Genomic DNA, 22,178 nt, shown 5'->3' on the forward strand with positions numbered 1-22,178 from the left:
ATTCTTGGTAACGCATCGTGCTTTATGCGTCTTACAAGGACGCATAGCGCTGCAAGCATGAAACGCGCCCTTCAAAAAGACCGGCGCAATCTGCCGCGTGGAGACCTCAAATGGCCAAGAAGATCGTCAACCTGTTGATTTTGCTGCCGCTCGGCGTCATCCTCATCGTCTTCTGCGTCGCCAACCGGCAGAGCGTCACGCTCGCCTTCAATCCGTTCCGGCCGGAAGACCAGGTGCTTGCGATTTCCGCGCCCTTCTTCGTCTTCCTGGTCGTCTCGCTGATCACAGGCATGCTGATCGGGGCGGCCGCCACCTGGTTCAGCCAGGGCAAACACCGCAAGCGTGCCCGTACCGAGGCCAAGGAAGCCATCCGCTGGCAGAGTGAGGCCGATCGCCACAAGAACCGTGCCGAGGAAATCGCCGGACAGCTGCCGGCGCGGTAAAACGGGTCAATATTCGACAGGCTCGGTATTTCTGCGGCCCGTCAAACCGGAAAATAGCTCAATTCCTCATAGTCGCCCTCGGGCGAGGCGCCGTTGCCGGTTACCTGGAAACCGTGGGCGAGATAGAATGCCTTCGCCCGCCGGTTCTTCACCAGGCATTTCAGCCGGTACCGGTGTTGCGGCCATTCCGGCAGGGCGTGCAGCAGCGCCGTGCCTGCACCCTGGCCCTGGAATTCCGGTTTTAGGTAGAGCATGTGGATGAAATCGTCCTCCGGCCAGAGCGACAGGAAGCCGGCGACGCTGCCGCTTTCATGCGCGCAGACGAAGACCGTCTCGCCATTGGTATGGGCGGCGAAATCCTCGCGGTGGAATTTGCCCGGATCGACCCAGACGAATGTTTCGCGGCGCACGGAAAGATAAATCTCCGCGAGCATTTCCTGATCTTCCGCCCGCGGCGGCCTGATGGTCCACGTCATAATTCCGATTTAAACGAAGCCTCAATCTGCGCCAAGCCTAACCGGCCGCCATTTTGGCGACGACGGCAGCATTGAAATCCGAGAAGAAACCTTCGGCGAGCCTCTGCGAGGTCGAATCGAGCAGACGCGCGCCGAGCTGGGCGAGCCTGCCGCCGAGTTCGGCCTTCGACCGGTAGTGCAGGATGGTCTCGGCACCCCTTTCCTCAAGCACGATATCGGCACTCCCCCTGGCGAAGCCGGCAAGACCGCCCTTGCCTTCGGCCGACAACGTGTAACTCTTCGGCGCATCGACATTGGAAAGCGTCAGCAGCCCGTGGAAGGTGGCTGACAGCAGGCTGAACCTGACCTTGATGGTCGCCTCGAAGACATCAGGCGACAGCCGCTCGATGCCTTCGCAGCCTGGAATGCAGTCGCGCATGATCTCGGGATCGTTGAGTGCTGCCCAGACGATGTCCCGCGGCGCGGCGATGCGTTCTTCGCCGGTGAAATCCATTTGACGACCCCATCTTCGATTCGCTCATCTTATCCCAGCGGGAAAGCGCTTTGCCAAGGCGGCACGGAATGTTATCTGCCGGTTGCGATCTGGCACATAAGGGATGGGGCCGATGAACGACGAACTGAAGCCCTGGAGCGTGACGGCAAGCCGCATCACCTATGAGGATCGATGGATCCGGATCCGGAGCGACGATTGCGTCACCGCCGATGGAACCGTCGTCGCGCCCTTCCATGTGCTGGACTATCCCGACTGGATCAACGTTATCCCAGTCATGCCCGACGGGCGCGTGCTGCTGACACGGGAATATCGGCACGGCCGCGGCGAGATCGTGCTCGGTCTGGTCGCCGGCAGCCTCGAACCCGGCGACAGCAAGACCGGCGATCCGGCGATGACGGCGGCCCAGCGCGAACTCCGGGAAGAGACCGGCTATGAAGCCTCGACCTTCGTCAAGCTGCTCACCTCCTATCCGAATGCCGCCAGCCACAGCAATTTGGTGACGAGCTGGCTGGCGCTTGGTCTCAGCCGGGTCGGCGAACCGTCTTTCGACCCCGGAGAGAAGGTCGAGCTGCTGTTTGCGGATCTTGCTGCCATCCTCGGCGAACTGCAGTCCGGCGCCGTCATCATGCAGTCTATGCATGTCGCAGCCCTCTATGCGGCGGAAAGCTGGCTTCGCACGCAGGCCTCCGAGGGCTTGAAATAGGCGCCGCATCGGGGAGATCCCTCTCCTCTTGCCCGGGCTTGGCCGGCGGCGCAGTTGATCCGCCCCGCTTTTCTGGGCTACTGCATATTCAAAGTGCCGCAGTGCGATTTGCGCGTTTCAAGACGCGCGACGCTGGAGCGGACGCAAAGCCGATAAGACACCCCGACAGAGACGCGGAAGAACACGTTGAAACAGAGAGAAGGCCGGCCGGGCCAGAAGAAAACATCAGGTCCTTCCGGTGAAAGCCGCAGGGGCGATCGGACAGGGCGGCCGCCGAAGCCGCTCGCGCGGCCTGCGGCGAGCCGCGAGGCTGCTGCGCCTGCCGCCGTCGTGCGCCCTCTGATGACGCGCAGCGGCGAGCGTCCGGCTGAGCGCGTGCCTGTCATCCTCGAATCGCTCGGCGCCGGCGACTTCCACCTTATCGACAGCGGCAACGGCGAAAAGCTCGAGCAATACGGCCCCTATCGCATCATCCGCCCGGAGGCCCAGGCGCTGTGGCGGCCTTCGCTGCCCGCGCACGTTTGGGAAAAGGTCGATGCCGCCTTCACTGGCGATACCGACGAGGAAGGCACCGGCCGCTGGCGCTTTCCGAAGGAGGCGCTCGGCGAGACCTGGCCGCTCAATCTGCTCGGCGTCGATTTCCTCGGCCGCTTCACCTCCTTCCGCCATGTCGGCGTCTTCCCCGAACAGATCGTGCACTGGAGCTGGATGAAAGAGCAGGTCGAAAGGGCCGGCCGACCGCTGAAAGTGCTGAACCTCTTCGGTTATACCGGCGTCGCCTCGCTGGTTGCCGCCGCAGCCGGCGCCGAGGTCACCCATGTCGATGCCTCGAAGAAGGCGATCGGCTGGGCGCGGGAAAACCAGGCGCTCGGGCGCATGGAGAAGCTGCCGATCCGCTGGATCTGCGAGGATGCGATGAAATTCATCCTGCGCGAGGAGCGCCGCGGCAGCCAGTACGATATCATCCTCACCGATCCGCCAAAATTCGGCCGCGGCCCAAATGGCGAAGTCTGGCATCTTTTCGAGCATCTGCCGTTGATGCTCGATGTCTGCCGCGAGATCCTGTCGCCGAAGGCAGTGGGCCTGGTGCTGACGGCCTATTCGATCCGCGCCAGCTTCTATTCGATCCACGAGCTGATGCGCGAGACGATGCGGGGCGCCGGCGGCGTGGTCGAATCCGGCGAGCTGGTGATTCGCGAAGCCGGCACCGACGGCAAAACGCAGGGCCGCGCGCTTTCCACCTCCCTCTTTTCCCGCTGGGTGCCGAAATGAGCAAGGACTTCCACGATCAGGGACCGCGCAGGGTCGGGCAGGTGAAGGAAGTGACCTCGCTCGCCAACCCGATCATCAAGGACATCAAGGCGCTGACGAACAAGAAATCGCGCGAGGAAAGCGGGACGTTCCTGGCCGAAGGACTGAAGCTCGTCATCGATGCGATCGAACTCGGCTGGGCGATTCGCACGCTCGTCTATGCCAAGGCCGCCAAGGGCAAGCCGCTGGTCGAGCAGATGGCGGCAAGGACCGTCGCCTCGGGCGGACTGGTGCTCGAGGTCAGCGAAAAGGTGATCGCCTCGATCACCCGCCGCGACAATCCGCAGATGGTCGTCGGCATCTTCGAGCAGCGCTGGAAGCCGCTCCGGGATATCCGGCCGAGGGATGGCGAGACCTGGGTGGCGCTCGACCGGGTGCGCGACCCCGGCAATCTCGGCACCATCATCCGTACCGCCGATGCGGCCGGCGCTTCCGGCATCATTCTCCTCGGCGAGACGACCGATCCCTTCTCGCTCGAAACGGTACGCGCCACCATGGGCTCGGTCTTTGCCGTTCCGGTCGCGCGGGCGACGCCTGAGGAATTCATCGCCTGGCGGAAATCGGCCGGCGTTTCCGTCGTCGCGACGCATCTTGCCGGCGCGGTCGATTACCGGACGATCGACTACCGGAAAAAGCCCGTCGTGCTGTTGATGGGCAACGAGCAATCCGGCCTGCCGGAGCAACTGGCGAAAGAGGCCGACGCGCTTGCCCGCATTCCGCAGCAGGGCCGCGCCGATTCACTGAACCTCGCCGTCGCCACCGCCGTCATGCTTTTCGAGGTACGCCGGCATCTCCTCTCACTTGCCGAGGGCAAATGACCGAACAGACGCATGCACGCCCGGCGCTGTTTTCGCGCCCAGCGCCGATCCTCTTCTTCATCGTCGTCGCCGTTCTGATCGACCAAGCCGTCAAGATCGCCGTCGATCATTACCTGCCGCTGCAGGAGGCAGTGCCCGTCGTTCCGATGCTGGCGCTCTACCGGACCTACAATCTCGGCGTCGCCTTTTCGATGCTGTCCGGCATGGACGGCTGGTTCATCGTCGGCATGCGGCTCGTCATCGTCGCCTTTGTCATCTGGCTGTGGTACCGCACGGCGAAGGATCGCTGGATCGCCCATCTCGGTTATGCGCTGATCATCGCAGGCGCGATCGGCAATCTCGTCGACCGCTTCGCCTATGGGCATGTGATCGATTACATTCTTTTCTATACCGAGAGCTGGTCCTTCGCGGTCTTCAATCTCGCCGACAGTTTCATCACCATCGGGGCCGGCTGCGTCATTCTCGACGAGCTGCTGTTGCCGAAAAAGGCCGGCCGCTAAAATCTTATCGAAATCCTGAAGGCATTCGGAACGGGCCTCATGTTAGCCAGATAGCATGCAGAACCTGGGACAGTTGCAGGAAAGATTGTCCGCCGCCTTCGGTGGACCCGCCGCCAAGCCGCATGAAAAGCGGATGGAGGCGGTCTTCTCACGGCCGAACGCAGCGGCACCCCGGGGTGCCGATGACCGCCAGGGCGGGCCTGCACCGACACGGCGCCTGCTGTTCTACTGGCTTGGCGGCGCCGGCCTTCTTGCCGCAACGATCCTGATGTTGCTTGCCCATGCCGGCGATCCGCTGCTGCTTTCGGGCGGTCTCGTCGTTCTTGGCCTTGCCGTCATCGCCAGTTATGCTTTGCTGATGGTTCGCTCGCGCAGGGCCGGGCAGCGCCCCGGTCAACCCATGCCGGATTGGAACGCCGGCGCAAAGCTGTTCGCCGACGTGCACGACGTGCTCGGCGATATTACGGTCGGCCGCACCATGGACCGGCGCATCATCTCCGCCAACGATACTTTTCGCCGCCTGACCGGGCGGTTGCGTCCGGAAGGACGCACCTGCGAGGAGATCGGGCTTGCCTTCCGCCCGGGTCCGATACCGCATTGCTACGATGTCGAGATCTCGACGCCGGAGGGCCAGCGTATCTTCCTCTGGCGCGACGTCGTCACTCGCGACCCGGCGAACGGCCGTCTGCTGCTGCAGAGCGTTGCCCGCGACGTGACCGACGAGCGGCTGATCGCGCAGGGCCGCGAGGAGGCCCGCCAGAAGGCCGAATATAACAGCGCCGCCAAATCGAGGCTGCTTGCCACCGTCAGCCACGAGGTGCGCACGCCGCTTTCCGGCATCCTCGGCATGACACACTTGCTCGCCGAGACGCGGCTGACGCAGGAGCAGCAGGACTATCTGGCGAATATCCGCCAATCCGGCCACGCACTGACGCAGTTGGTCGAGGACCTGCTCGATTTCTCCACGATCGAGGTCGGCCGCTTCGCGCTGCATCCGCGCTCGGAATCGCTGCGCAAGCTCTTGGAAAGCGTCGTCGAGATGCTCGCCCACCGGGCGCATGAAAAGGGTATCGAGATCGGCGCCACCGTGTCATCCGACGTGCCCGAAAATATGAGCTTCGACCCGGCGCGGCTGCGCCAGGTTCTGTTCAACGTCATCGGCAATGCCGTGAAGTTCACCCAGGTTGGCGGCGTCTTCATCCGCGTGTCGCTCGACGCGGACGACCTATCGATCACCGTCACCGATAGCGGTCCCGGCATGACGGCGGAGGAGCAGGCGCGCGTCTTCGGCGAGTTCGAGCAGGGCGGGAGCGTTGCCGACAAGAGCAGCGGGACCGGGCTCGGCCTTGCGATCTCCGCCCGCATCATGCGCGAATTCAACGGCGCGCTGACGGTTGCCAGCGAAAAGGGCAGAGGCAGCGAATTCACCATCCGCTTCCCCATCGATATCGGCAGCGAGCGCCCCGACCGGCGAAACACGCTGCTTGCCGGCAACAGTGTCGTGCTTTTGGCGCCGACAGGTGCGGCGCGCACCGCCATCGCCGAAACCATCACCGCGCTCGGCGGCCTCTGCCATCTCGTCGCCGACGGCGAGACGGCGCGGGCAACACTGCTCGAGCTGGCGAAGGACGGAAAGCGGCCGACCGATATTATCATCGACCATCGCATGTCGGCGGAATTTTCCGCCCATCTTGCCGATCGCGCCGAAATCGCCGCACTTGGCTTGCGCAAGGTCCTGCTCGTCAATCCGGAAGAGCGCAGCGCCCATCCGCTCGACCTCTTCGATGCCTGGCTCATCCGGCCGCTGCGCGAACAGTCGCTGATCGACGTGCTGCGCGGGCGCATGCGCGGCATGGAGAAGCGCGACGCGTTGAACGACAACCAGCCGGGCTTCGGCCTTTCAGTGGCGGAGACGCTGGTTGCCGCCAGTGGGCTCAGCATCCTGCTCGGCGAAGACGATCCGATCAATGCCATGCTGGTGCGTGTCGTTCTGGAAAAGGGCGGGCATAAGGTGCGCCATGTCGAAGATTTCGAGGCGCTGCTCGACTGCGCGCTCTGCGAGGCCAATGCCCGGCCCGATATCATCATCAGCGATCTCTCGATGCCTGGCGGCAACGGCATCGACATGCTGGGACGCCTGCGCGGCCACGAGCGGCGGCTCGATCTCGCCTCTGTGCCGGTGATCGTGCTGACTGCCGACAAGAGCGACGAATCGCGCCGCCAAGTCTTGCTCAACGGCGCCAACCGCGTCATGATAAAGCCGGTTGATCCGGTTCGGCTGCTGACCGAAGTTCAGGCAGTCGCCGCCCTTTCCGCCCGTCGGGCAGAGGCGCGCTGAGCGCCTCGGAAACCGGCACGCTTCTTGCGCTTGGAAATTCAAAATGTCACTTTCCTGTCGTAGAGAAGTGTTTTATGGCGTCGATAAGCCGGCAACGGGAGAATCGTCATGTCCGCCATCGACATCCTGAATCGTGACACCACCGCGGAGGCAGCACGGCCCTCGACGGCTGCTGTACAGAAGGACGGCGATATCCTCGGCCGCATCGGCAATCTGGAGACCCGCCTTGCCCGCACGGCACGCGAGATCGATGCCGCCCAGGCCGTGCGCTACCGGGTCTTCGTCGACGAAATGAAAGCGCAGCTGCCGCTGGACGCCATGCGCCGCCAGCGCGATGTCGACGCCTACGACGCCGTCTGCGATCATCTACTCGTTCTCGACCGCTCGATCGAGGGCGATCCCGAAGACCAGATCGTCGGCACCTACAGGCTGTTGCGCCAGGATGTCGCCATCGCCAATGGCGGTTTTTACTCGGCTTCCGAATTCGAAATCGAGGGCCTTATCGCCAAACATCCGGACAAGCGCTTCATGGAGCTCGGCCGCTCCTGCGTGCTGCCGGAATACCGCACCAAGCGCACCGTCGAACTCCTGTGGCAGGGCAACTGGGCCTACGCCCTGAAGCATGGCGTCAGCGCCATGTTCGGCTGCGCCTCTTTCCCCGGCGTCTATCTCGAAAGCCACGCGCTGGCGCTGTCCTTCCTCTACCACAATGTGCTGGCGGAGAACGAATGGGCCGTCGGCGCCCTGCCGCATCTGGCCCGCAACATGGACCTGATGCCGGTCGAGGCCATCAACCCGAAGCGGGCGCTGATGGCCCTGCCGCCGCTGATTAAGGGCTATCTGCGCCTCGGTGCGATGGTCGGCTCCCACGCGGTCGTCGATCATGCCTTCAACACGACCGACGTGCTGATCGTGCTGCCGATCTCCAGCATTTCGGACCGCTACCTGAATTATTACGGCGCCGACGCCGGCCGCTTCGCGAGCTAAACGCCAAGGACCGCCGGCAATTCAAAGTGTTGCAGCGTCCTTTGCGCGTCTGAAAAAACGCGCGGCGTTGTAAGGCTTGACGATCCCCCGCCATCCCTTCATCCTGACATCGCGTTTTCCGTGGGGCGCATCGGCATTGTGCCGGCTGGGCTATGCCCGCCCACACATCTCAACCATGCGCCATGTCGAATTTCGAAAACCTCCGCAAGAGAGCCAAGCTCTATAAACGTTGGCATCAGAACAGGTATCATCCTGTCGCCGCCGAAATCCGGCGGTGGCTCCCCCGTTACAGCGGCCTGGACGATCGGCAGATTCTCGACTGCGCGTTCAAGCTCGCCGATGCGCAGGAGCTCGTTGCGGCAAAGGAAGGTTTCGAAAGCTGGACGGCGCTGAAACAGGGACTGACCTTGATGAACACGCCTCAACAATCAAAAGTTTCGACACCGACATTCATCGACGCGCAACCGCAACTCTTCGTCCGGGATATCGGCAGCTCCTGTGAATTCTATATCGGCAAGCTCGGCTTTGAGCTTGCCTTCGCCTATGGCGAGCCCGCCTTCTATGCTCAGGTCTTCCGGGGTGCGGCGCGGCTCAATCTTCGCTCAGTCGACATGCCTTTTCTCCATCCGGATTTCCGGCTTCATGAGGAAGACGCGCTTTCGGCAACCATCACGCTTGACGACGCCAAAGCACTGTTCCTGGAATATACGAGAGCTGAGGTCCCGTTCCATCAGGGCTTGAGAATCGAGCCATGGGGTTGCCCAGACTTTCATTGTTCGCGATCCCGACGGCAATCTGATCGCCTTCGTCAGCTGAGCGCCGTTGTCCGGCCAGACTGGACGAGCGCTAACGGAAGAGCCGGATCGGGCCGGGATAGAGCGCGACGGTCTCATCCGTCGTCAGCAACTGAATGCCCTCGACGATCGACTGCGCGATGAGGATCCGGTCGAAGGGGTCGGCGTGGATTGCCGGCAATCGATGCACCGCCAGCGTATGCATGACGGTGATCGGCAATTCGCAATAGTCGTTGTCGATGAGGGCACGGTAGAAGAGCGGCGGATCGAGATTGAAATCGTCGCGGCCGACGGCGCGCTTGGCGCTGAGTTCACCAAAGCTTGCGGGACTGAAGAACAGCTGGTTGAGGGGATCGGCGACCAGCTCCTTCGCAGCAGTCGGCAGTTTCAACGAATCCTCCGCAAGCCAGATCAGCAGCAGCGTGTCGAGCAGGAGCTTCATCGCGGCTCTGAAAACCTTGCGACGTCCTGCAGATCCATGCTGTCGAAATCATCCGGCACGGAGATCCGCCCCTTCAGGAAACCGACACGCCGGATCTGCTGCGCACCGCCGGCATCGAGCGGCACCACCTTGACCAGCGGCTTGCCGGCCTTGGCGATCACGAAGACCTCACCGTTCGCGGCGTTTTCGACGAGCCGCGACAGATGAGTCTTTGCCTCATGGATGTTGATGATTCGCATGTCGCTTCGGCATCCATAAACTTAGTTCAATCAACTTAGTTTATGGATCTGGATTTCGCAAGAAGCAAAATTCCCCTCGAATCAGTTCATTATCAGCAGCTTAGCGTAAATCGCAGCCTATGCGAAGCCGGGTAAGGACAATCCACAAAAACGCTGTACCCGGCCGACGGGCGGTCGGCCGGGCACGGAATGCCATCTCATATGCGCGGAGGAGTTTACGAACCGCCGTAGGCGGCGATCGCCGCCATGTTGACGATGTCGGAATCCTTGGCGCCCATCGAGGTGATCTGCACCGGCTTGTCGAGGCCGACGAGGATCGGGCCGATCACCGTGGAGCCGCCGAGTTCCTGCAGCATCTTCGTCGAGATCGAGGCCGAGTGGAAAGCCGGCATGACGAGGACGTTGGCCGGCCCGGAAAGGCGGCAGAACGGATATTGCTCCATCACCTTGCGGTTCAGAGCGACATCGGCCGCCATCTCGCCGTCATATTCGAAATCGACGCGGCGCTTGTCGAGGATCTTTACCGCCTCGCGCACCCGCTCGGAGCGTTCGCCCGAAGGATGGCCGAAGGTGGAATAGGCAAGCAAGGCGACACGCGGCGGATAACCCATGCGCCTTGCGAGACCAGCAGCTTCCTCGGCGATGTCGGCAAGCTCTTCGGCCGTCGGCATGTCGTGCACTGCCGTATCGGCAACGAAGACCGTGCGGCCGCGGCAGAGCGCCAGGGATACGCCGATGACGCGGTGGCCGGGCTTCTCGTCGATGCAGCGGCGCACATCTTCGAGCGCCGTCGAATAGTTTCGGGTGATGCCCGTCACCATGCCGTCGGCGTCGCCGAGCGCCACCATGGTAGCGGCGAAGTGGTTGCGGTCGTTATGGATCAGCCGCTGGGCGTCGCGGTGGAGATAACCGTGCCGCTGCAGCCGCGCATAGAGATAGTCGATATAGGCCTCGACCCGGGTCGAAAGCCGGGCATTGACGATTTCGAGGCCCGGCCGGTTGAGATCGATGCCGGCACGTTCCGCCGTCGCCCGAATCAGGTCCTCGCGGCCGAGCAGGATGGCGGTGCCGAGCTGCTGGTTGGCATAGGACATCGCCGCACGCAGGACCTGTTCCTCCTCGGCCTCGGCAAAGACGATCCGCTTCGGGCGGCGACGGACACGCTCATAAAGGCTGGCAAGCGTCGAGGCGATCGGATCGCGGCGCGCCGAAAGCTCGCGGGCATAACCGGCCATGTCGGTGATGACCTTGCGGGCGACGCCGCTTTCGATCGCGGCCTGCGCGACCGCGACCGGGATCGCCGAGATCAGCCTGGGATCGAAGGGAACGGGGATGATGTATTGCGCCCCGAAACGCGGCCGGTTGCCCTGATAGGCGGCCACCACGTCATCCGGAACGTCCTCGCGGGCCAGGTTTGCCAGCGCGTTGACGGCGGCAATTTTCATCGCGTCGTTGATTGTGGAGGCACGGACATCGAGAGCGCCGCGGAAGATATAGGGAAAGCCGAGGACGTTGTTGACCTGGTTCGGATAGTCCGAACGGCCGGTCGCCATGATGGCGTCGTCGCGGATGCGGGCCACCTCTTCCGGTGTAATCTCGGGATCGGGATTGGCCATCGCGAAGATGATCGGCCGCTCCGCCATCGAGCGGATCATCTTGGCCGAAAACGCGCCCTTCTGCGACAGGCCGAAAACGACGTCCGCGCCCTTCATCGCCTCTTCCAGCGTGCGCATGTCGGTCTTTGCCGCATGCGCGGATTTCCACTGGTTCATGCCCTCGGTGCGGCCCTGGTAGATGACGCCCTTGGTATCGCAGAGGATGACGTTCTCAGGCGCAAAACCCATCGCCTTGATGAGTTCGACGCAGGCGATCGCCGCAGCACCCGCACCGTTGCAGACGAGTTTCGTCGTTTTCAGATCGCGGCCGGTCAGCTCAAGCGCGTTGATCAGGCCGGCGGCGGCGATGATCGCCGTTCCATGCTGGTCGTCATGGAACACCGGAATGTCCATCAGCTCGCGCAGCCGGCTTTCGATGACGAAACAATCCGGCGCCTTGATATCCTCGAGGTTGATACCGCCGAAGGAAGGACCGAGGAAACGTACACAGTTGATGAACTCATCGACATTTTCCGTATCGATCTCGAGGTCGATGGAATCGACATCGGCGAAGCGTTTGAACAGCACCGCCTTGCCTTCCATGACGGGCTTGGACGCCAGTGCGCCGAGATTGCCGAGGCCGAGGATCGCCGTGCCGTTGGAAATGACGGCAACCATATTGCCCCGCGCCGTATAATCATAGGCCGTCTGCGGATCGGCGGCGATTGCCTTGACGGGCACGGCAACACCCGGCGAATAGGCGAGAGAGAGGTCGCGCTGCGTCGCCATCGGCTTGGTCGGGTTGATCTCCAGCTTGCCGGGCCGGCCCATTGCGTGAAATTCGAGCGCCTCCTGGTCGGTAACCGAGGTCACCGGCCGGTCCTTCTTATCGATATCGGGCATAAATCCTCCAACGTCCTGTGGGCGACGCTTTGCTCTTCCTCAAATGCTGTTGTCATCTATAGCGGCGCGCGGATAGGGTTGGCACCTGTTTTTTTGGGAAAAACTCCACCTCCGTGAACGCACGAATAGACACAGGGAATGAAGCCTTTTCGGCTGCCGAGCTCGCCACGGCGGAAAGCCGTGCCTCGGCGACGCCGATGATGGAGCAATATATCGAGATCAAGGCGAACAATCCCGGTTCGCTTCTGTTCTATCGCATGGGCGATTTCTACGAGCTGTTCTTCGAGGATGCGCTGGAAGCCTCACGCGCGCTCGGTATCACGCTGACCAAGCGCGGCCAGCACATGGGCCAGGATATCCCGATGTGCGGCGTTCCGGTGCATGCGGCCGACGATTATCTGCAGAAGCTGATTTCGCTCGGCTTCCGCGTCGCCGTCTGCGAGCAGATCGAGGATCCGGCCGAAGCGAAGAAACGCGGCGGGAAATCCGTCGTCAAGCGTGACGTCGTCCGCCTGGTCACACCCGGCACGATCACTGAGGAAAAGCTGCTTTCGCCCTCAGAATCCAACTATCTGATGGCGCTGACCCGCATTCGCGCCAGCGGCGAGGCCTTGCTGGCGCTTGCCTGGATCGATATTTCCACAGGCGTCTTCCGGCTTGCCGAGACCGAAGCCTCGCGCTTGCTTGCCGATATTCTGCGCATCGATCCGCGCGAACTCATCCTGCCCGACACGATCTTCCACGATCCCGAACTCAAGCCGGTCTTCGACGTGCTCGGCCGGACAGCCGTGCCGCAGCCGGCCGTGCTCTTCGACAGCGCGAGTGCTGAAGGCCGGATCGCGCGGTATTTCGGCGTCGCGACGCTCGACGGCTTCGGCACCTTCTCGCGCGCCGAGCTGGCGGCAGCAGCAGCCGCCGTCGCCTATGTCGAGAAGACGCAGATTGCCGAGCGTCCGCCGCTTGGAAAGCCGGAACGCGAAAGTGCGGCCTCGACACTGTTCATCGACCCCGCCACCCGCGCCAATCTCGAACTTGCCCGCACACTCTCCGGCGATCGCAATGGTTCGCTCTTGAAGGCGATCGACCGCACCGTCACCGGCGGCGGCGCCAGGCTTCTTGCCGAGCGGTTGATGTCGCCGCTGACCGACCCCGCCCGCATCAATGCGCGGCTCGATTCGATCGGCTTCCTGATCGACGAACCCCTGCTCTGCGGCAATCTGCGCGACACGCTGAAACATGTCCCCGACATGCCGCGCGCCCTGTCGCGCCTGGCGCTTGACCGCGGCGGCCCGCGCGATCTCTGGGCGATCCGCCAGGGCCTTGACGCGGCGGGCGGAGTTGCGGCCATGCTCGGCAAGGCGATGCTGCCCGAAGAGCTCGGCCAGGCGCTATCCGGCCTGCAGGCCCTTCCCGCGGCACTGGAAAAGCTGCTTGCCGAAACGCTTGCCGACGAATTGCCGCTGTTGAAACGCGATGGCGGCTTCCTGCGCGACGGCGCCAGCGCCGAGCTCGACGAGGTCCGGGCACTGCGCGACCAGTCGCGTCGCGTCATCGCCGGCCTGCAATTGCAATATGCTGAGGAGACCGGCATCCGGTCGCTGAAGATCAAGCACAATAATGTCCTCGGTTATTTCATCGAAGTCACCGCCGGCAACGCCTCGCCGATGACGGAGACGGCGGACGCGAAGGCCCGCTTCATCCACCGCCAGACCATGGCGAACGCCATGCGCTTCACCACGACCGAACTTGCCGACCTCGAAAGCCGCATCGCCAATGCCGCCGACCAGGCGCTGACGATCGAACTCGAAGCCTTCGACAGAATGACGGCGGCCGTCGTTGCGGAAGCCGAGGCGATCAAGTCGGGCGCCCGGGCGCTCGCCGTCATCGACGTCGCCGCAGGCTTGGCGCTTCTCGCCGAGGAGCAGGCTTATTGCCGCCCGCAGGTCGACGGCTCGAAGATGTTTGCCATCGAGGGCGGGCGCCATCCGGTCGTCGAGCAGGCGCTGCGGCGGCAGGCGGGCGGCCCCTTCGTCGCCAATCATTGCGATCTGTCGCCCAGGACCGGCGACCGGGACGGCGCGATCTGGCTGCTGACCGGCCCGAACATGGGCGGCAAGTCGACCTTCCTGCGCCAGAACGCGCTGATATCAATCCTGGCGCAGATGGGCTCCTTCGTGCCGGCGACATCGGCCCATATCGGCATCGTCGACCGGCTTTTCTCGCGCGTCGGCGCCTCCGACGATCTGGCGCGCGGACGCTCGACCTTCATGGTCGAGATGGTGGAAACGGCGGCGATCCTCAACCAGGCGAGCGACCGTTCGCTCGTCATCCTCGATGAGATCGGCCGCGGCACCGCTACGTTCGACGGCCTATCGATCGCCTGGGCCGCCGTCGAGCACCTACATGAGGCCAATCGCTGCCGCGGGCTTTTCGCCACGCATTTCCACGAGTTGACCGTTCTTTCGGAAAAGCTGGGCCGGCTATCGAACGCCACGATGCGCGTCAAGGAATGGGACGGCGACGTCATTTTCCTGCATGAGGTCGGGCCGGGTGCGGCGGACCGCTCCTACGGCATCCAGGTCGCGCGCCTTGCCGGGCTTCCGGCCTCGGTCGTGGCGCGCGCCCGCGACGTGCTCACCCGTCTGGAAGATGCCGACCGCAAGAACCCGGCGAGCCAGCTGATCGACGACCTGCCGCTTTTCCAGGTGGCGGTGCGCCGCGAGGAAACGGCCCGCGGCCCCTCCAAGGTCGAGGAGGCGCTGAAGGCGATGAGCCTTGACGACATGACGCCGCGCGAGGCAATGGATGCGCTTTACGACCTCAAGAAGAAGCTGAAATAGGAGCGGCGCGCCATGTTCATGGAAAAACTGGTTCGCGAAACCGAGCGCCTGTCGCTCATCTGCTCCATGCTCGATACGATGCGGCGCGCCGATAAGGACCGCAATGCCCGCGGCTGGACTTCGCCGATCGGCATGCTGAAAATCACCCGCTGCTGCGCTGTGATCTCAGAACTCGGAACCTCGATTGCCAAGGCCGGCTATCGCGAATGCGACAGGCAGGCGCTCGAGGAAATCATGCGCGAGACACGGCAGGTGCTGCATTTGCTGAATGCGCGGGCCGCCAGCTGAGGATTCCGGGAAAGCAGGCGCCTTCGCGTCAAAGCGCCCTTGCCTCTTGCGGCGAACCAACACCATTTCGCCAAATTTAAAGGTTCTTGCAGTATCAAAGCCCGTGTCAATCGCCGGGCAAAGGGGCTATAGCGCATGCAGACGAAACAAGCGGCAGGCCGTGAACCGGCAGTCCGGCATGAACAGGAAACCGCCCCGGCGACAGCGATGCGCGACCTCGATTTCTCCAATATCCTCGACGTCGAGCTCTTGCAGAAGCAGTGTGACGCCGTTGCCGAGGCCAACCGGAACCGGCCGGACGTCCTGCGCGCCGATCTTCTGGTGGTGCTGAAGAAGGCGAGCACCGAAGGCCGGCAGAAGGCGCGCGCCGCACTGATGGCCGACGGCGGCGGGCTGAATTGCGCCTACCGGATTTCCTGGCTGCAGGACCAGATCATCACCGTCCTCTACAATTTCGCCACCGCCCATATCTTTCCGCATCAAAAGGACAAGTTCGCGGTCACCGCCGTCGGCGGCTACGGCCGCGACACGCTGGCGCCGGGCTCGGATATCGACCTGCTCTTCCTGTTCCTGCCGAGGCCGGCGGAAGAGACGCACAAGGCGGTCGAATTCATGCTCTACGTGCTCTGGGACATGGGCTTCAAGGTCGGTCACGCCACCCGCACGGTGGAGGAATGCATCGCGCTTTCCAAATCCGACATGACGATCCGCACCGCCATCCTGGAGATGCGCTACATCTGCGGCCTGCAGCGGCTGGAAACCGAGCTCGAGACCCGTTTCGACAAGGAGATCGTCACCGGCACCGGGCCCGAATTCATCGCCGCCAAGCTTGCCGAGCGCGACGAGCGCCACCGCAAGGCGGGCGACACGCGTTATCTCGTCGAACCGAACGTCAAGGAAGGCAAGGGCGGGCTTCGCGACCTGCACACGCTGTTCTGGATCTCGAAATATTATTATCACGTGCGCGACCAGGCGGAGCTGGTCAAGCTCGGCGTGCTGTCCAAGCACGAATACCGCCTGCTTGAGAAAGCCGACGATTTTCTCTGGGCGGTGCGCTGTCATATGCACTTCCTGACCGGCAAGGCCGAGGAGCGCCTGTCTTTCGACATCCAGCGCGAGATCGCCGAAGCCTTCGGTTATCACACCCGCCCGGGCCTTTCGGCCGTCGAGCGCTTCATGAAGCACTATTTCCTCGTCGCCAAGGATGTCGGCGATCTCACGCGCATCCTCTGTGCCGCACTTGAAGACCAGCAGGCGAAGTCGATCCCCGGCCTCACCGGCGTCATCAGCCGCTTCACCCATCGCAACCGCAAGATTGCCGGCAGCGTCGAATTCGTCGAAGACCGCGGCCGCATTGCGCTGGCCGACCCCGAAGTATTCAAGCGTGATCCGGTCAACATCATCCGGCTCTTCCACGTCGCCGACATCAACGGGCTGGAATTCCATCCGGATGCACTGAAACGCGTTACCCGTTCCCTCGCCTTGATCGACAACAGCCTGCGGGAAAACGACGAGGCCAACCGCCTGTTCATGTCGATCCTGACGTCGAAGCGGGATCCGGCGCTCATCCTGCGCCGCATGAACGAGGCCGGCGTGCTTGGCCGCTTCATCCCCGAATTCGGCAAGATCGTCGCGATGATGCAGTTCAACATGTATCACCACTATACGGTCGACGAACATCTGATCCGCACCGTCGACATTCTCTCCGAGATCGACAAGGGGCGCGCCGAGGATCTGCATCCGCTCGCCAACAAGCTGATGCCCGGCATCGAGGACCGCGAGGCGCTTTATCTCGCCGTTCTCCTCCACGACATCGCCAAAGGCCGCCAGGAGGATCATTCGATCGCCGGTGCCCGCGTCGCCCGCAAGCTCTGCGCCCGCTTCGGCCTGTCGCAGAAGCAGACGGAAATCGTCGTCTGGCTGATCGAAGAACATCTGACCATGTCGATGGTGGCGCAGACCCGCGACCTCACCGACCGCAAGACCATCACCGATTTCGCCGACCGCGTGCAGTCGCTCGACCGGCTGAAGATGCTGTTGATCCTGACGATCTGCGATATCCGCGCCGTCGGTCCGGGTGTGTGGAACGGCTGGAAGGGCCAGTTGCTGCGCACGCTCTATTACGAAACCGAACTGCTGCTCGCCGGCGGCTTTTCGGAGGTCTCCCGCAAGGAACGCGCCAATGCCGCCGCCGAGGCGCTGCATTCAGCACTCGCCGACTGGAGCCAGAAGGACCGCAACACCTATACCAAGCTGCACTACCAGCCCTATCTGCTCTCCGTGCCGCTGGAAGACCAGATCCGCCACGCTGATTTCATCCGCCAGGCGGATAAGGCGGGCCAGGCGCTCGCCACCACGGTGCGCACCGACAGTTTCCACGCGATCACCGAGATCACCGTGCTGTCGCCCGACCATCCGCGGTTGCTCGCCGTCATCGCCGGCGCCTGTGCTGCGGCCGGGGCCAACATCGTCGACGCCCAGATCTTCACGACGTCGGACGGGCGGGCGCTCGACACGATCCATGTCAGCCGCGAATTTACCGACGATGCCGACGAACTACGGCGGGCTGCGACGATCGGCCGGATGATCGAGGACGTGCTGTCCGGCCGCAAACGCCTGCCCGAGGTCATCGCCACGCGTGCGCGCAACCGCAAGAAAAGCAAGGCCTTCGTCATTCCGCCGTCGGTCAACATCACCAACAGCCTGTCGAACAAGTTCACCGTCATCGAGGTCGAATGCCTCGACCGGCCGGGGCTGCTGTCGGAGATCACCGCCGTACTGTCCGATCTGTCGCTCGACATCCAGTCGGCCCGCATCACCACCTTCGGCGAGAAGGTGATCGATACCTTCTACGTCACCGATCTGGTCGGCCAGAAAATTTCCGGCGACAGCAAGCGCGCCAACATCACCGCCCGGATGAAGGCCGTCATGGCCGAGGAAGAAGACGAGCTGCGCGAGCGCATGCCCTCCGGCATCATCGCACCCGCCGCCACCGCCCGGACCCCGCCTGCCAGCGAAAAGAAGGCCGGTTCCCCCATATGAGCCTGAACGCATGAGCCCCAACGCATGAGCCCGAACGCATGAGCTTGGTCAAGAAATTCGCGACCGTCGGCGGCGCCACCCTCGGCAGCCGCATCTTCGGCTTCGCCCGCGAAACGCTGATGGCTGCGGCCCTCGGCACCGGACCGATGGCCGACGTCTTCTACGCCGCCTTCCGCTTTCCGAATCTCTTCCGCCGGCTGTTTGCCGAGGGCGCCTTCAACGCCGCCTTCGTGCCGCTCTTTGCCAAGGAGATCGAGGCGAACGGCACCGATGGCGCCAAGCGCTTTTCGGAAGAAGTCTTCGGCGTGCTGTTTTCGGTGCTGCTCCTCATCACCATCGTGATGGAGCTTGCCATGCCGCTCTTGGTGCGCTTCGTCATCGCGCCGGGCTTTGCCGACGACCCCGAAAAGTTCTCGATCACGATCCGCATGGCGGCCGTGATGTTTCCCTATCTGATGTGCATGTCGCTGACGGCGATGATGAGCGGCATGCTGAATTCGCTGCATCATTTCTTCGCCGCCGCCATCGCGCCCGTCTTCCTCAACGTGGTGATGATCGGGGCGCTGCTTTATGCGCTTTACACCGGCGCGGATCCGCTGGCGACGGCCTGGTATCTCTCCTGGGGCGTGCTTGCCGCCGGCGTGTTGCAGCTCGCCGTCGTTTATGTCGGTGTGCTTGCGGCAGGCATGAGCATCGGATTCCGCTTCCCGAAGATGACGCCGAACGTCAAGCGGCTGCTGATCCTGGCGGTGCCGGCGGCGGTGACCGGCGGCATCACCCAGATCAACCAGCTGATCGGCCAGGCGATCGCGTCGTCCCGCGACGGCGCGATCGCAGCACTGCAATATGCCGACCGCATCTATCAGCTGCCGCTCGGCGTCGTCGGCGTCGCCGTCGGTGTGGTGCTTCTGCCGGAACTGGCCCGAGCGCTGAAGGGCGGCAACCTGCGCGAGGCCGGAAACCTGCAGAACCGCTCGATCGAATTCGTGCTGTTCCTGACGATCCCCGCCGCCTTCGCGCTCTGGATCCTCTCCGACGAGATTATCCGCGTGCTCTATGAGCGCGGCGCTTTCCATCAGGAAAACACCGCCGTCGTCGGCTCGATCCTGGCGATTTACGGCATCGGCCTGCCTGCCTTCGTGCTGATCAAGGCGCTGCAGCCCGGCTTCTATGCCCGCGAGGACACCAAGACGCCGATGCGCTTTTCGGCTATTGCGGTCGCGACCAACTGCGCCACGGCGCTGACCCTCTTCCCTTATATGGGCGCGCCCGGCATCGCGGTTGCGGAAGCCACCGCCGGCTGGATCAGCACCGTGCTGCTGTTTGCCACGCTTTTGCGCCGTGGACATCTGACATGGGAATGGGCGCTGGCAAAGCGCACCGCCCTTTTGATCGTCGCCGCAGCCGTCATGGGTGCGGCCATCGTCTTCCTCAAGCAATACTGGGCGCCGTGGCTTGCTTCCGGCGCGCCGCTTCTCACCAAGATCGGCACCCTTGGGCTGCTGATTGCAATCGCCATGCTGATCTATTTCGCCACCGCCTTCCTGGTCGGCGGGGCAAATCTTGCCATGATCCGACGCAATCTGAACCGAAAGCCGGCGCCGGCAAAGGACGGGTGAGGCCAGTCGCACCACTGTGACTCTGGCTAGTTGATGGCTGTGGCTTGCGACCAGACAACCATCCATCGTTCGTCATGGCGCTCATACGTGTCAGTGTGCCAGTAGTCGTTGAGGGCGACTTTGTGGCCGCCGAAGACAACCTCCAGCTGAGCACGGTACCGAAGAACGGCGACCCCGTCATAAAGGCGCACGGCAATGTCGGCCGGCTGCCAGACCAGGTATTTGATCTGACCGGAGGCGATCGCACCGAGATATTCCTCCTTTGAAAGCATGGCACCGATTGGCGTGATCAACTGGAAGTCCGGAGCGTGAAGCTGATGTGCCCGAACAATATCGGCGTTGACCAGGGCATATAGCCTCGCGCGCTCCGTTTCGCGAAGAAGGTTGGCCTCACTGGCCGGTGAGGATGCGTCGACGGTCGGGATGGTCATGTCCGTTCTCCAATTGAAAGCTAAGGATCAATCGATTCTCCCGGGATAGGCGGCGACGTTGCATCATAGTCACGGGTATCTCCTGACTGCGCACAGATGCGCCTTCATCGATTTAGACAGATAAACATTATTTGTCTACTCGTCTTTTGACAGAATGGTCATGAAGTGTCAGCCTGTCCAAATGATGCAGAATGACCGGAAAATCGCTCAAATCCTGGATGCTGCCCTGCCGGTGTTCGTGCGGTTTGGCTTTCGCAAGACTTCCATGGCCGACATTGCGCGCGCCGCAGGAATTTCGCGAGCATCGCTCTATCTGAGCTTCAACAGCAAGGAAGAGCTTTTCCGAGCCGGTTCCATACGAGCGCATACTCGAGCACTGGATGAGGTGGGAGCGGTTCTGGCAGGACAGGGGAATACCTTTGACCGTATGGAAATGGCCATAGCGGTGTTTCAGCGGGAGTTAATCGCCCCTTTTGGCGGCAGTTCCGATGCAGAAGAACTGTTTGCCGCCAATGTGGCCTTGGCTGCGGATATCACGCTCAACGCGCGGACACGGCTATTGACGATGCTGACACAGACGTTGAATGCCGCTGCGGAAACCAAGGAAATCGATCTCGAACCGCTGCAGGCCTCGCCTGTTCAGCTGGCCAATATCATAATGGCTGCAATGGATGGGATCAAACACGCGCAATGGAATGGTTCCAGCCTCGATGACGATACAAAACTATTCATGCGCCTCCTGCGGGTGGCGGTGACGCCGCGGAGCGGCCAATAGAGGTGGTCGCGGCAGGTCTTTTCGCCGCCACTGAATTGGCGACCCTTGAACCGGAATGGGAAAAGGCGGGCCGGATGGTTCCTCAGCAGTCGACCCATCGTCGCTGCGGTCCGACGTCGACATGAATGATGCCGTTGCAATAGCTGCCGATGCCGCCGATGCCCGGCGCGCTTCTTGCGGCAGCAATGATCGTGCGCTCCGACACGCCGGGCATCCTGAAATCGGCCGCCAGACATTTCCCGTGCAGGGACCCGTGGCGGCGGGGATGCGGTCTGTGGCCCGAGGTTATCACAGGGCGTCGGCCGGTCTTTGCAGCAATATGCGACAGGATCGCTCGCAGGCGCCCTGGAAAGCAGCCGGCACGAACGCTGACGGTCTGGACCGTGTAGGCAAGACGTGCCTGATGTTTTGGAAGATGAACGGCATGCCTTTTCATGTCTTGACCGACGGCACCCGTTGCTGATTGAAAGGCGAAAAGGCCTGCCATGGCGAGCAAAATTGCGTTCTGCATGGTCGCTCCGATCGGCTATCCCAGCGACCCCAACGGCGCCGGCACCAGGCGCAGGATTTTCGGTTCAAAAAAAGCTTTTTTGTGAAATTTTATACTCAATTATGAGTAAGGCGGTTGATCAATTCGGCTTAAAATCCGGGGATTTTCTGCTCAAAACTGGAATAAACATCTCAAACGCGAGGCAGCACATGACGATCCAGTCTCTTTTTCTCGTCACCCTCGTGGTCGACGACTACGACCGCGCCAAGGCTTTTTACTGCGATGGTCTCGGTTTCGATTGCCTTCAGGACGAGCTACAGCCGGAGGGCAAGCGCTGGGTGGTGGTAAAGCCGAGGGGTAGGGATGGAGCCGCTTTTCTGCTGGCGCGGGCGGCAGACGAGACGCAGCGCGCGGCCATCGGCAATCAGACCGGCGGGCGTGTCGGCTTCTTTCTGAAGACCGACGATTTCGCCCGCGACCATGCCGCGATGCTGGCAGCCGGCGTGCGCTTTCTGGAAGAGCCACGTCACGAGGTTTACGGCACGGTGGCGGTGTTCGCGGATCCCTACGGCAACACTTTCGATCTGATCCAGCACACGGCTGCCTGAACCCCTTGATTGCGACCGGTCGCCCGTGCATAAGCCGCCGCGT

21 protein-coding genes are annotated in these 22,178 nt (G+C 62.6%); 14 read left to right on the forward strand and 7 right to left on the reverse strand.

Annotated elements, in window-relative coordinates; genetic code table 11:
- Positions 1 to 110: 110 nt before the first annotated feature.
- On the forward strand, positions 111 to 443 hold the full coding sequence (locus tag G9X68_RS07210; protein ID WP_171601811.1) for a LapA family protein: 333 nt from the start codon (positions 111 to 113) through the stop codon (positions 441 to 443).
- A 41-nt stretch (positions 444 to 484) separates the two neighbouring features.
- Here the strand turns inward: G9X68_RS07210 and G9X68_RS07215 are convergent, their stop codons facing one another.
- Positions 485 to 919 carry a GNAT family N-acetyltransferase gene (locus tag G9X68_RS07215; protein ID WP_168307935.1) on the reverse strand — a complete coding sequence of 145 codons (435 nt, stop codon included), beginning with the start codon at positions 917 to 919 and terminating at the stop codon, positions 485 to 487.
- 37 nt (positions 920 to 956) lie between these two features.
- Complete coding sequence (locus tag G9X68_RS07220) at positions 957 to 1,412, reverse strand: SRPBCC family protein (protein WP_171601812.1); 456 nt, start codon at positions 1,410 to 1,412, stop codon at positions 957 to 959.
- 112 nt (positions 1,413 to 1,524) lie between these two features.
- Between G9X68_RS07220 and G9X68_RS07225 the strand changes: the two genes are divergently transcribed.
- The 7 genes from G9X68_RS07225 (at position 1,525) to G9X68_RS07255 (ending at position 9,007) form a co-directional block, all read left to right on the forward strand.
- Complete coding sequence (locus tag G9X68_RS07225; protein WP_171601813.1) at positions 1,525 to 2,115, forward strand: NUDIX hydrolase; 591 nt, start codon at positions 1,525 to 1,527, stop codon at positions 2,113 to 2,115.
- Between the two features lie 186 nt (positions 2,116 to 2,301).
- Positions 2,302 to 3,387 (forward strand): class I SAM-dependent methyltransferase, encoded by a 1,086-nt coding sequence (locus G9X68_RS07230; protein WP_171601814.1) that lies wholly within the window; start codon positions 2,302 to 2,304, stop codon positions 3,385 to 3,387.
- On the forward strand, positions 3,384 to 4,244 hold the full coding sequence (locus tag G9X68_RS07235) for a TrmH family RNA methyltransferase (protein ID WP_171601815.1): 861 nt from the start codon (positions 3,384 to 3,386) through the stop codon (positions 4,242 to 4,244). The genes G9X68_RS07230 and G9X68_RS07235 overlap by 4 nt, the downstream gene beginning before the upstream one ends.
- Positions 4,241 to 4,744 carry a signal peptidase II gene (gene lspA / locus G9X68_RS07240; RefSeq protein WP_003544911.1) on the forward strand — a complete coding sequence of 168 codons (504 nt, stop codon included), beginning with the start codon at positions 4,241 to 4,243 and terminating at the stop codon, positions 4,742 to 4,744. The genes G9X68_RS07235 and lspA overlap by 4 nt, the downstream gene beginning before the upstream one ends.
- A 55-nt stretch (positions 4,745 to 4,799) precedes the next feature.
- Positions 4,800 to 7,082 carry a PAS domain-containing hybrid sensor histidine kinase/response regulator gene (locus G9X68_RS07245; protein ID WP_171601816.1) on the forward strand — a complete coding sequence of 761 codons (2,283 nt, stop codon included), beginning with the start codon at positions 4,800 to 4,802 and terminating at the stop codon, positions 7,080 to 7,082.
- A 108-nt stretch (positions 7,083 to 7,190) separates the two neighbouring features.
- Positions 7,191 to 8,069 carry a l-ornithine N(alpha)-acyltransferase gene (gene olsB, locus G9X68_RS07250; RefSeq protein WP_171601817.1) on the forward strand — a complete coding sequence of 293 codons (879 nt, stop codon included), beginning with the start codon at positions 7,191 to 7,193 and terminating at the stop codon, positions 8,067 to 8,069.
- A 182-nt stretch (positions 8,070 to 8,251) separates the two neighbouring features.
- Positions 8,252 to 9,007, forward strand: a complete 756-nt coding sequence (locus tag G9X68_RS07255; protein WP_342355315.1) for a VOC family protein — start codon at positions 8,252 to 8,254, stop codon at positions 9,005 to 9,007.
- Here the strand turns inward: G9X68_RS07255 and G9X68_RS07260 are convergent.
- The 3 genes from G9X68_RS07260 to G9X68_RS07270 form a co-directional block, all read right to left on the reverse strand.
- Positions 8,916 to 9,305 (reverse strand): type II toxin-antitoxin system VapC family toxin, encoded by a 390-nt coding sequence (locus G9X68_RS07260; protein ID WP_171601818.1) that lies wholly within the window; start codon positions 9,303 to 9,305, stop codon positions 8,916 to 8,918. The two genes, G9X68_RS07255 and G9X68_RS07260, sit on opposite strands and share 92 nt — an antisense overlap.
- The gene (locus tag G9X68_RS07265) at positions 9,302 to 9,544 is read right to left on the reverse strand and encodes a type II toxin-antitoxin system Phd/YefM family antitoxin (protein ID WP_062943825.1); all 243 of its coding nucleotides are present in this window, start codon (positions 9,542 to 9,544) and stop codon (positions 9,302 to 9,304) included. Before G9X68_RS07265 ends, G9X68_RS07260 begins: the two co-directional genes overlap by 4 nt.
- Positions 9,545 to 9,759: 215 nt before the next feature.
- Positions 9,760 to 12,042 (reverse strand): NADP-dependent malic enzyme, encoded by a 2,283-nt coding sequence (locus G9X68_RS07270; protein WP_171601819.1) that lies wholly within the window; start codon positions 12,040 to 12,042, stop codon positions 9,760 to 9,762.
- A gap of 113 nt (positions 12,043 to 12,155) precedes the next feature.
- Here G9X68_RS07270 and mutS point away from each other — a divergent pair, with 113 nt between their 5' ends.
- The 4 genes from mutS to murJ all read left to right on the forward strand — a co-directional run bounded on the left by mutS (position 12,156) and on the right by murJ (position 19,831).
- Complete coding sequence (mutS, locus tag G9X68_RS07275) at positions 12,156 to 14,882, forward strand: DNA mismatch repair protein MutS (RefSeq protein WP_171601820.1); 2,727 nt, start codon at positions 12,156 to 12,158, stop codon at positions 14,880 to 14,882.
- A 12-nt stretch (positions 14,883 to 14,894) separates the two neighbouring features.
- Positions 14,895 to 15,170, forward strand: a complete 276-nt coding sequence (locus tag G9X68_RS07280) for a hypothetical protein (protein ID WP_168314609.1) — start codon at positions 14,895 to 14,897, stop codon at positions 15,168 to 15,170.
- Between the two features lie 135 nt (positions 15,171 to 15,305).
- On the forward strand, positions 15,306 to 18,212 hold the full coding sequence (locus G9X68_RS07285; protein ID WP_171601821.1) for a [protein-PII] uridylyltransferase: 2,907 nt from the start codon (positions 15,306 to 15,308) through the stop codon (positions 18,210 to 18,212).
- A gap of 38 nt (positions 18,213 to 18,250) precedes the next feature.
- Positions 18,251 to 19,831 (forward strand): murein biosynthesis integral membrane protein MurJ, encoded by a 1,581-nt coding sequence (gene murJ, locus G9X68_RS07290; RefSeq protein ID WP_171601822.1) that lies wholly within the window; start codon positions 18,251 to 18,253, stop codon positions 19,829 to 19,831.
- Positions 19,832 to 19,857: 26 nt separating this feature from the next.
- Here murJ and G9X68_RS07295 read toward each other — a convergent pair whose 3' ends face one another.
- On the reverse strand, positions 19,858 to 20,262 hold the full coding sequence (locus G9X68_RS07295; protein WP_171601823.1) for a nuclear transport factor 2 family protein: 405 nt from the start codon (positions 20,260 to 20,262) through the stop codon (positions 19,858 to 19,860).
- Positions 20,263 to 20,443: 181 nt separating this feature from the next.
- Here G9X68_RS07295 and G9X68_RS07300 point away from each other — a divergent pair, with 181 nt between their 5' ends.
- Positions 20,444 to 21,037 (forward strand): TetR/AcrR family transcriptional regulator, encoded by a 594-nt coding sequence (locus tag G9X68_RS07300; RefSeq protein ID WP_244956119.1) that lies wholly within the window; start codon positions 20,444 to 20,446, stop codon positions 21,035 to 21,037.
- An 82-nt stretch (positions 21,038 to 21,119) separates the two neighbouring features.
- Here the strand turns inward: G9X68_RS07300 and G9X68_RS07305 are convergent, their stop codons facing one another.
- Positions 21,120 to 21,548 (reverse strand): YcbK family protein, encoded by a 429-nt coding sequence (locus tag G9X68_RS07305; protein WP_171601825.1) that lies wholly within the window; start codon positions 21,546 to 21,548, stop codon positions 21,120 to 21,122.
- Between the two features lie 188 nt (positions 21,549 to 21,736).
- Here G9X68_RS07305 and G9X68_RS07310 point away from each other — a divergent pair, with 188 nt between their 5' ends.
- Entirely contained in the window at positions 21,737 to 22,135 is a 399-nt protein-coding gene (locus G9X68_RS07310; RefSeq protein ID WP_171601826.1) for a VOC family protein, read from the forward strand.
- The last annotated feature ends 43 nt before the right edge of the window (positions 22,136 to 22,178 follow it).

Source organism: Rhizobium changzhiense (genome assembly GCF_013087625.1).
GTDB classification, from domain to species: Bacteria; Pseudomonadota; Alphaproteobacteria; order Rhizobiales; family Rhizobiaceae; genus Rhizobium; species Rhizobium sophorae.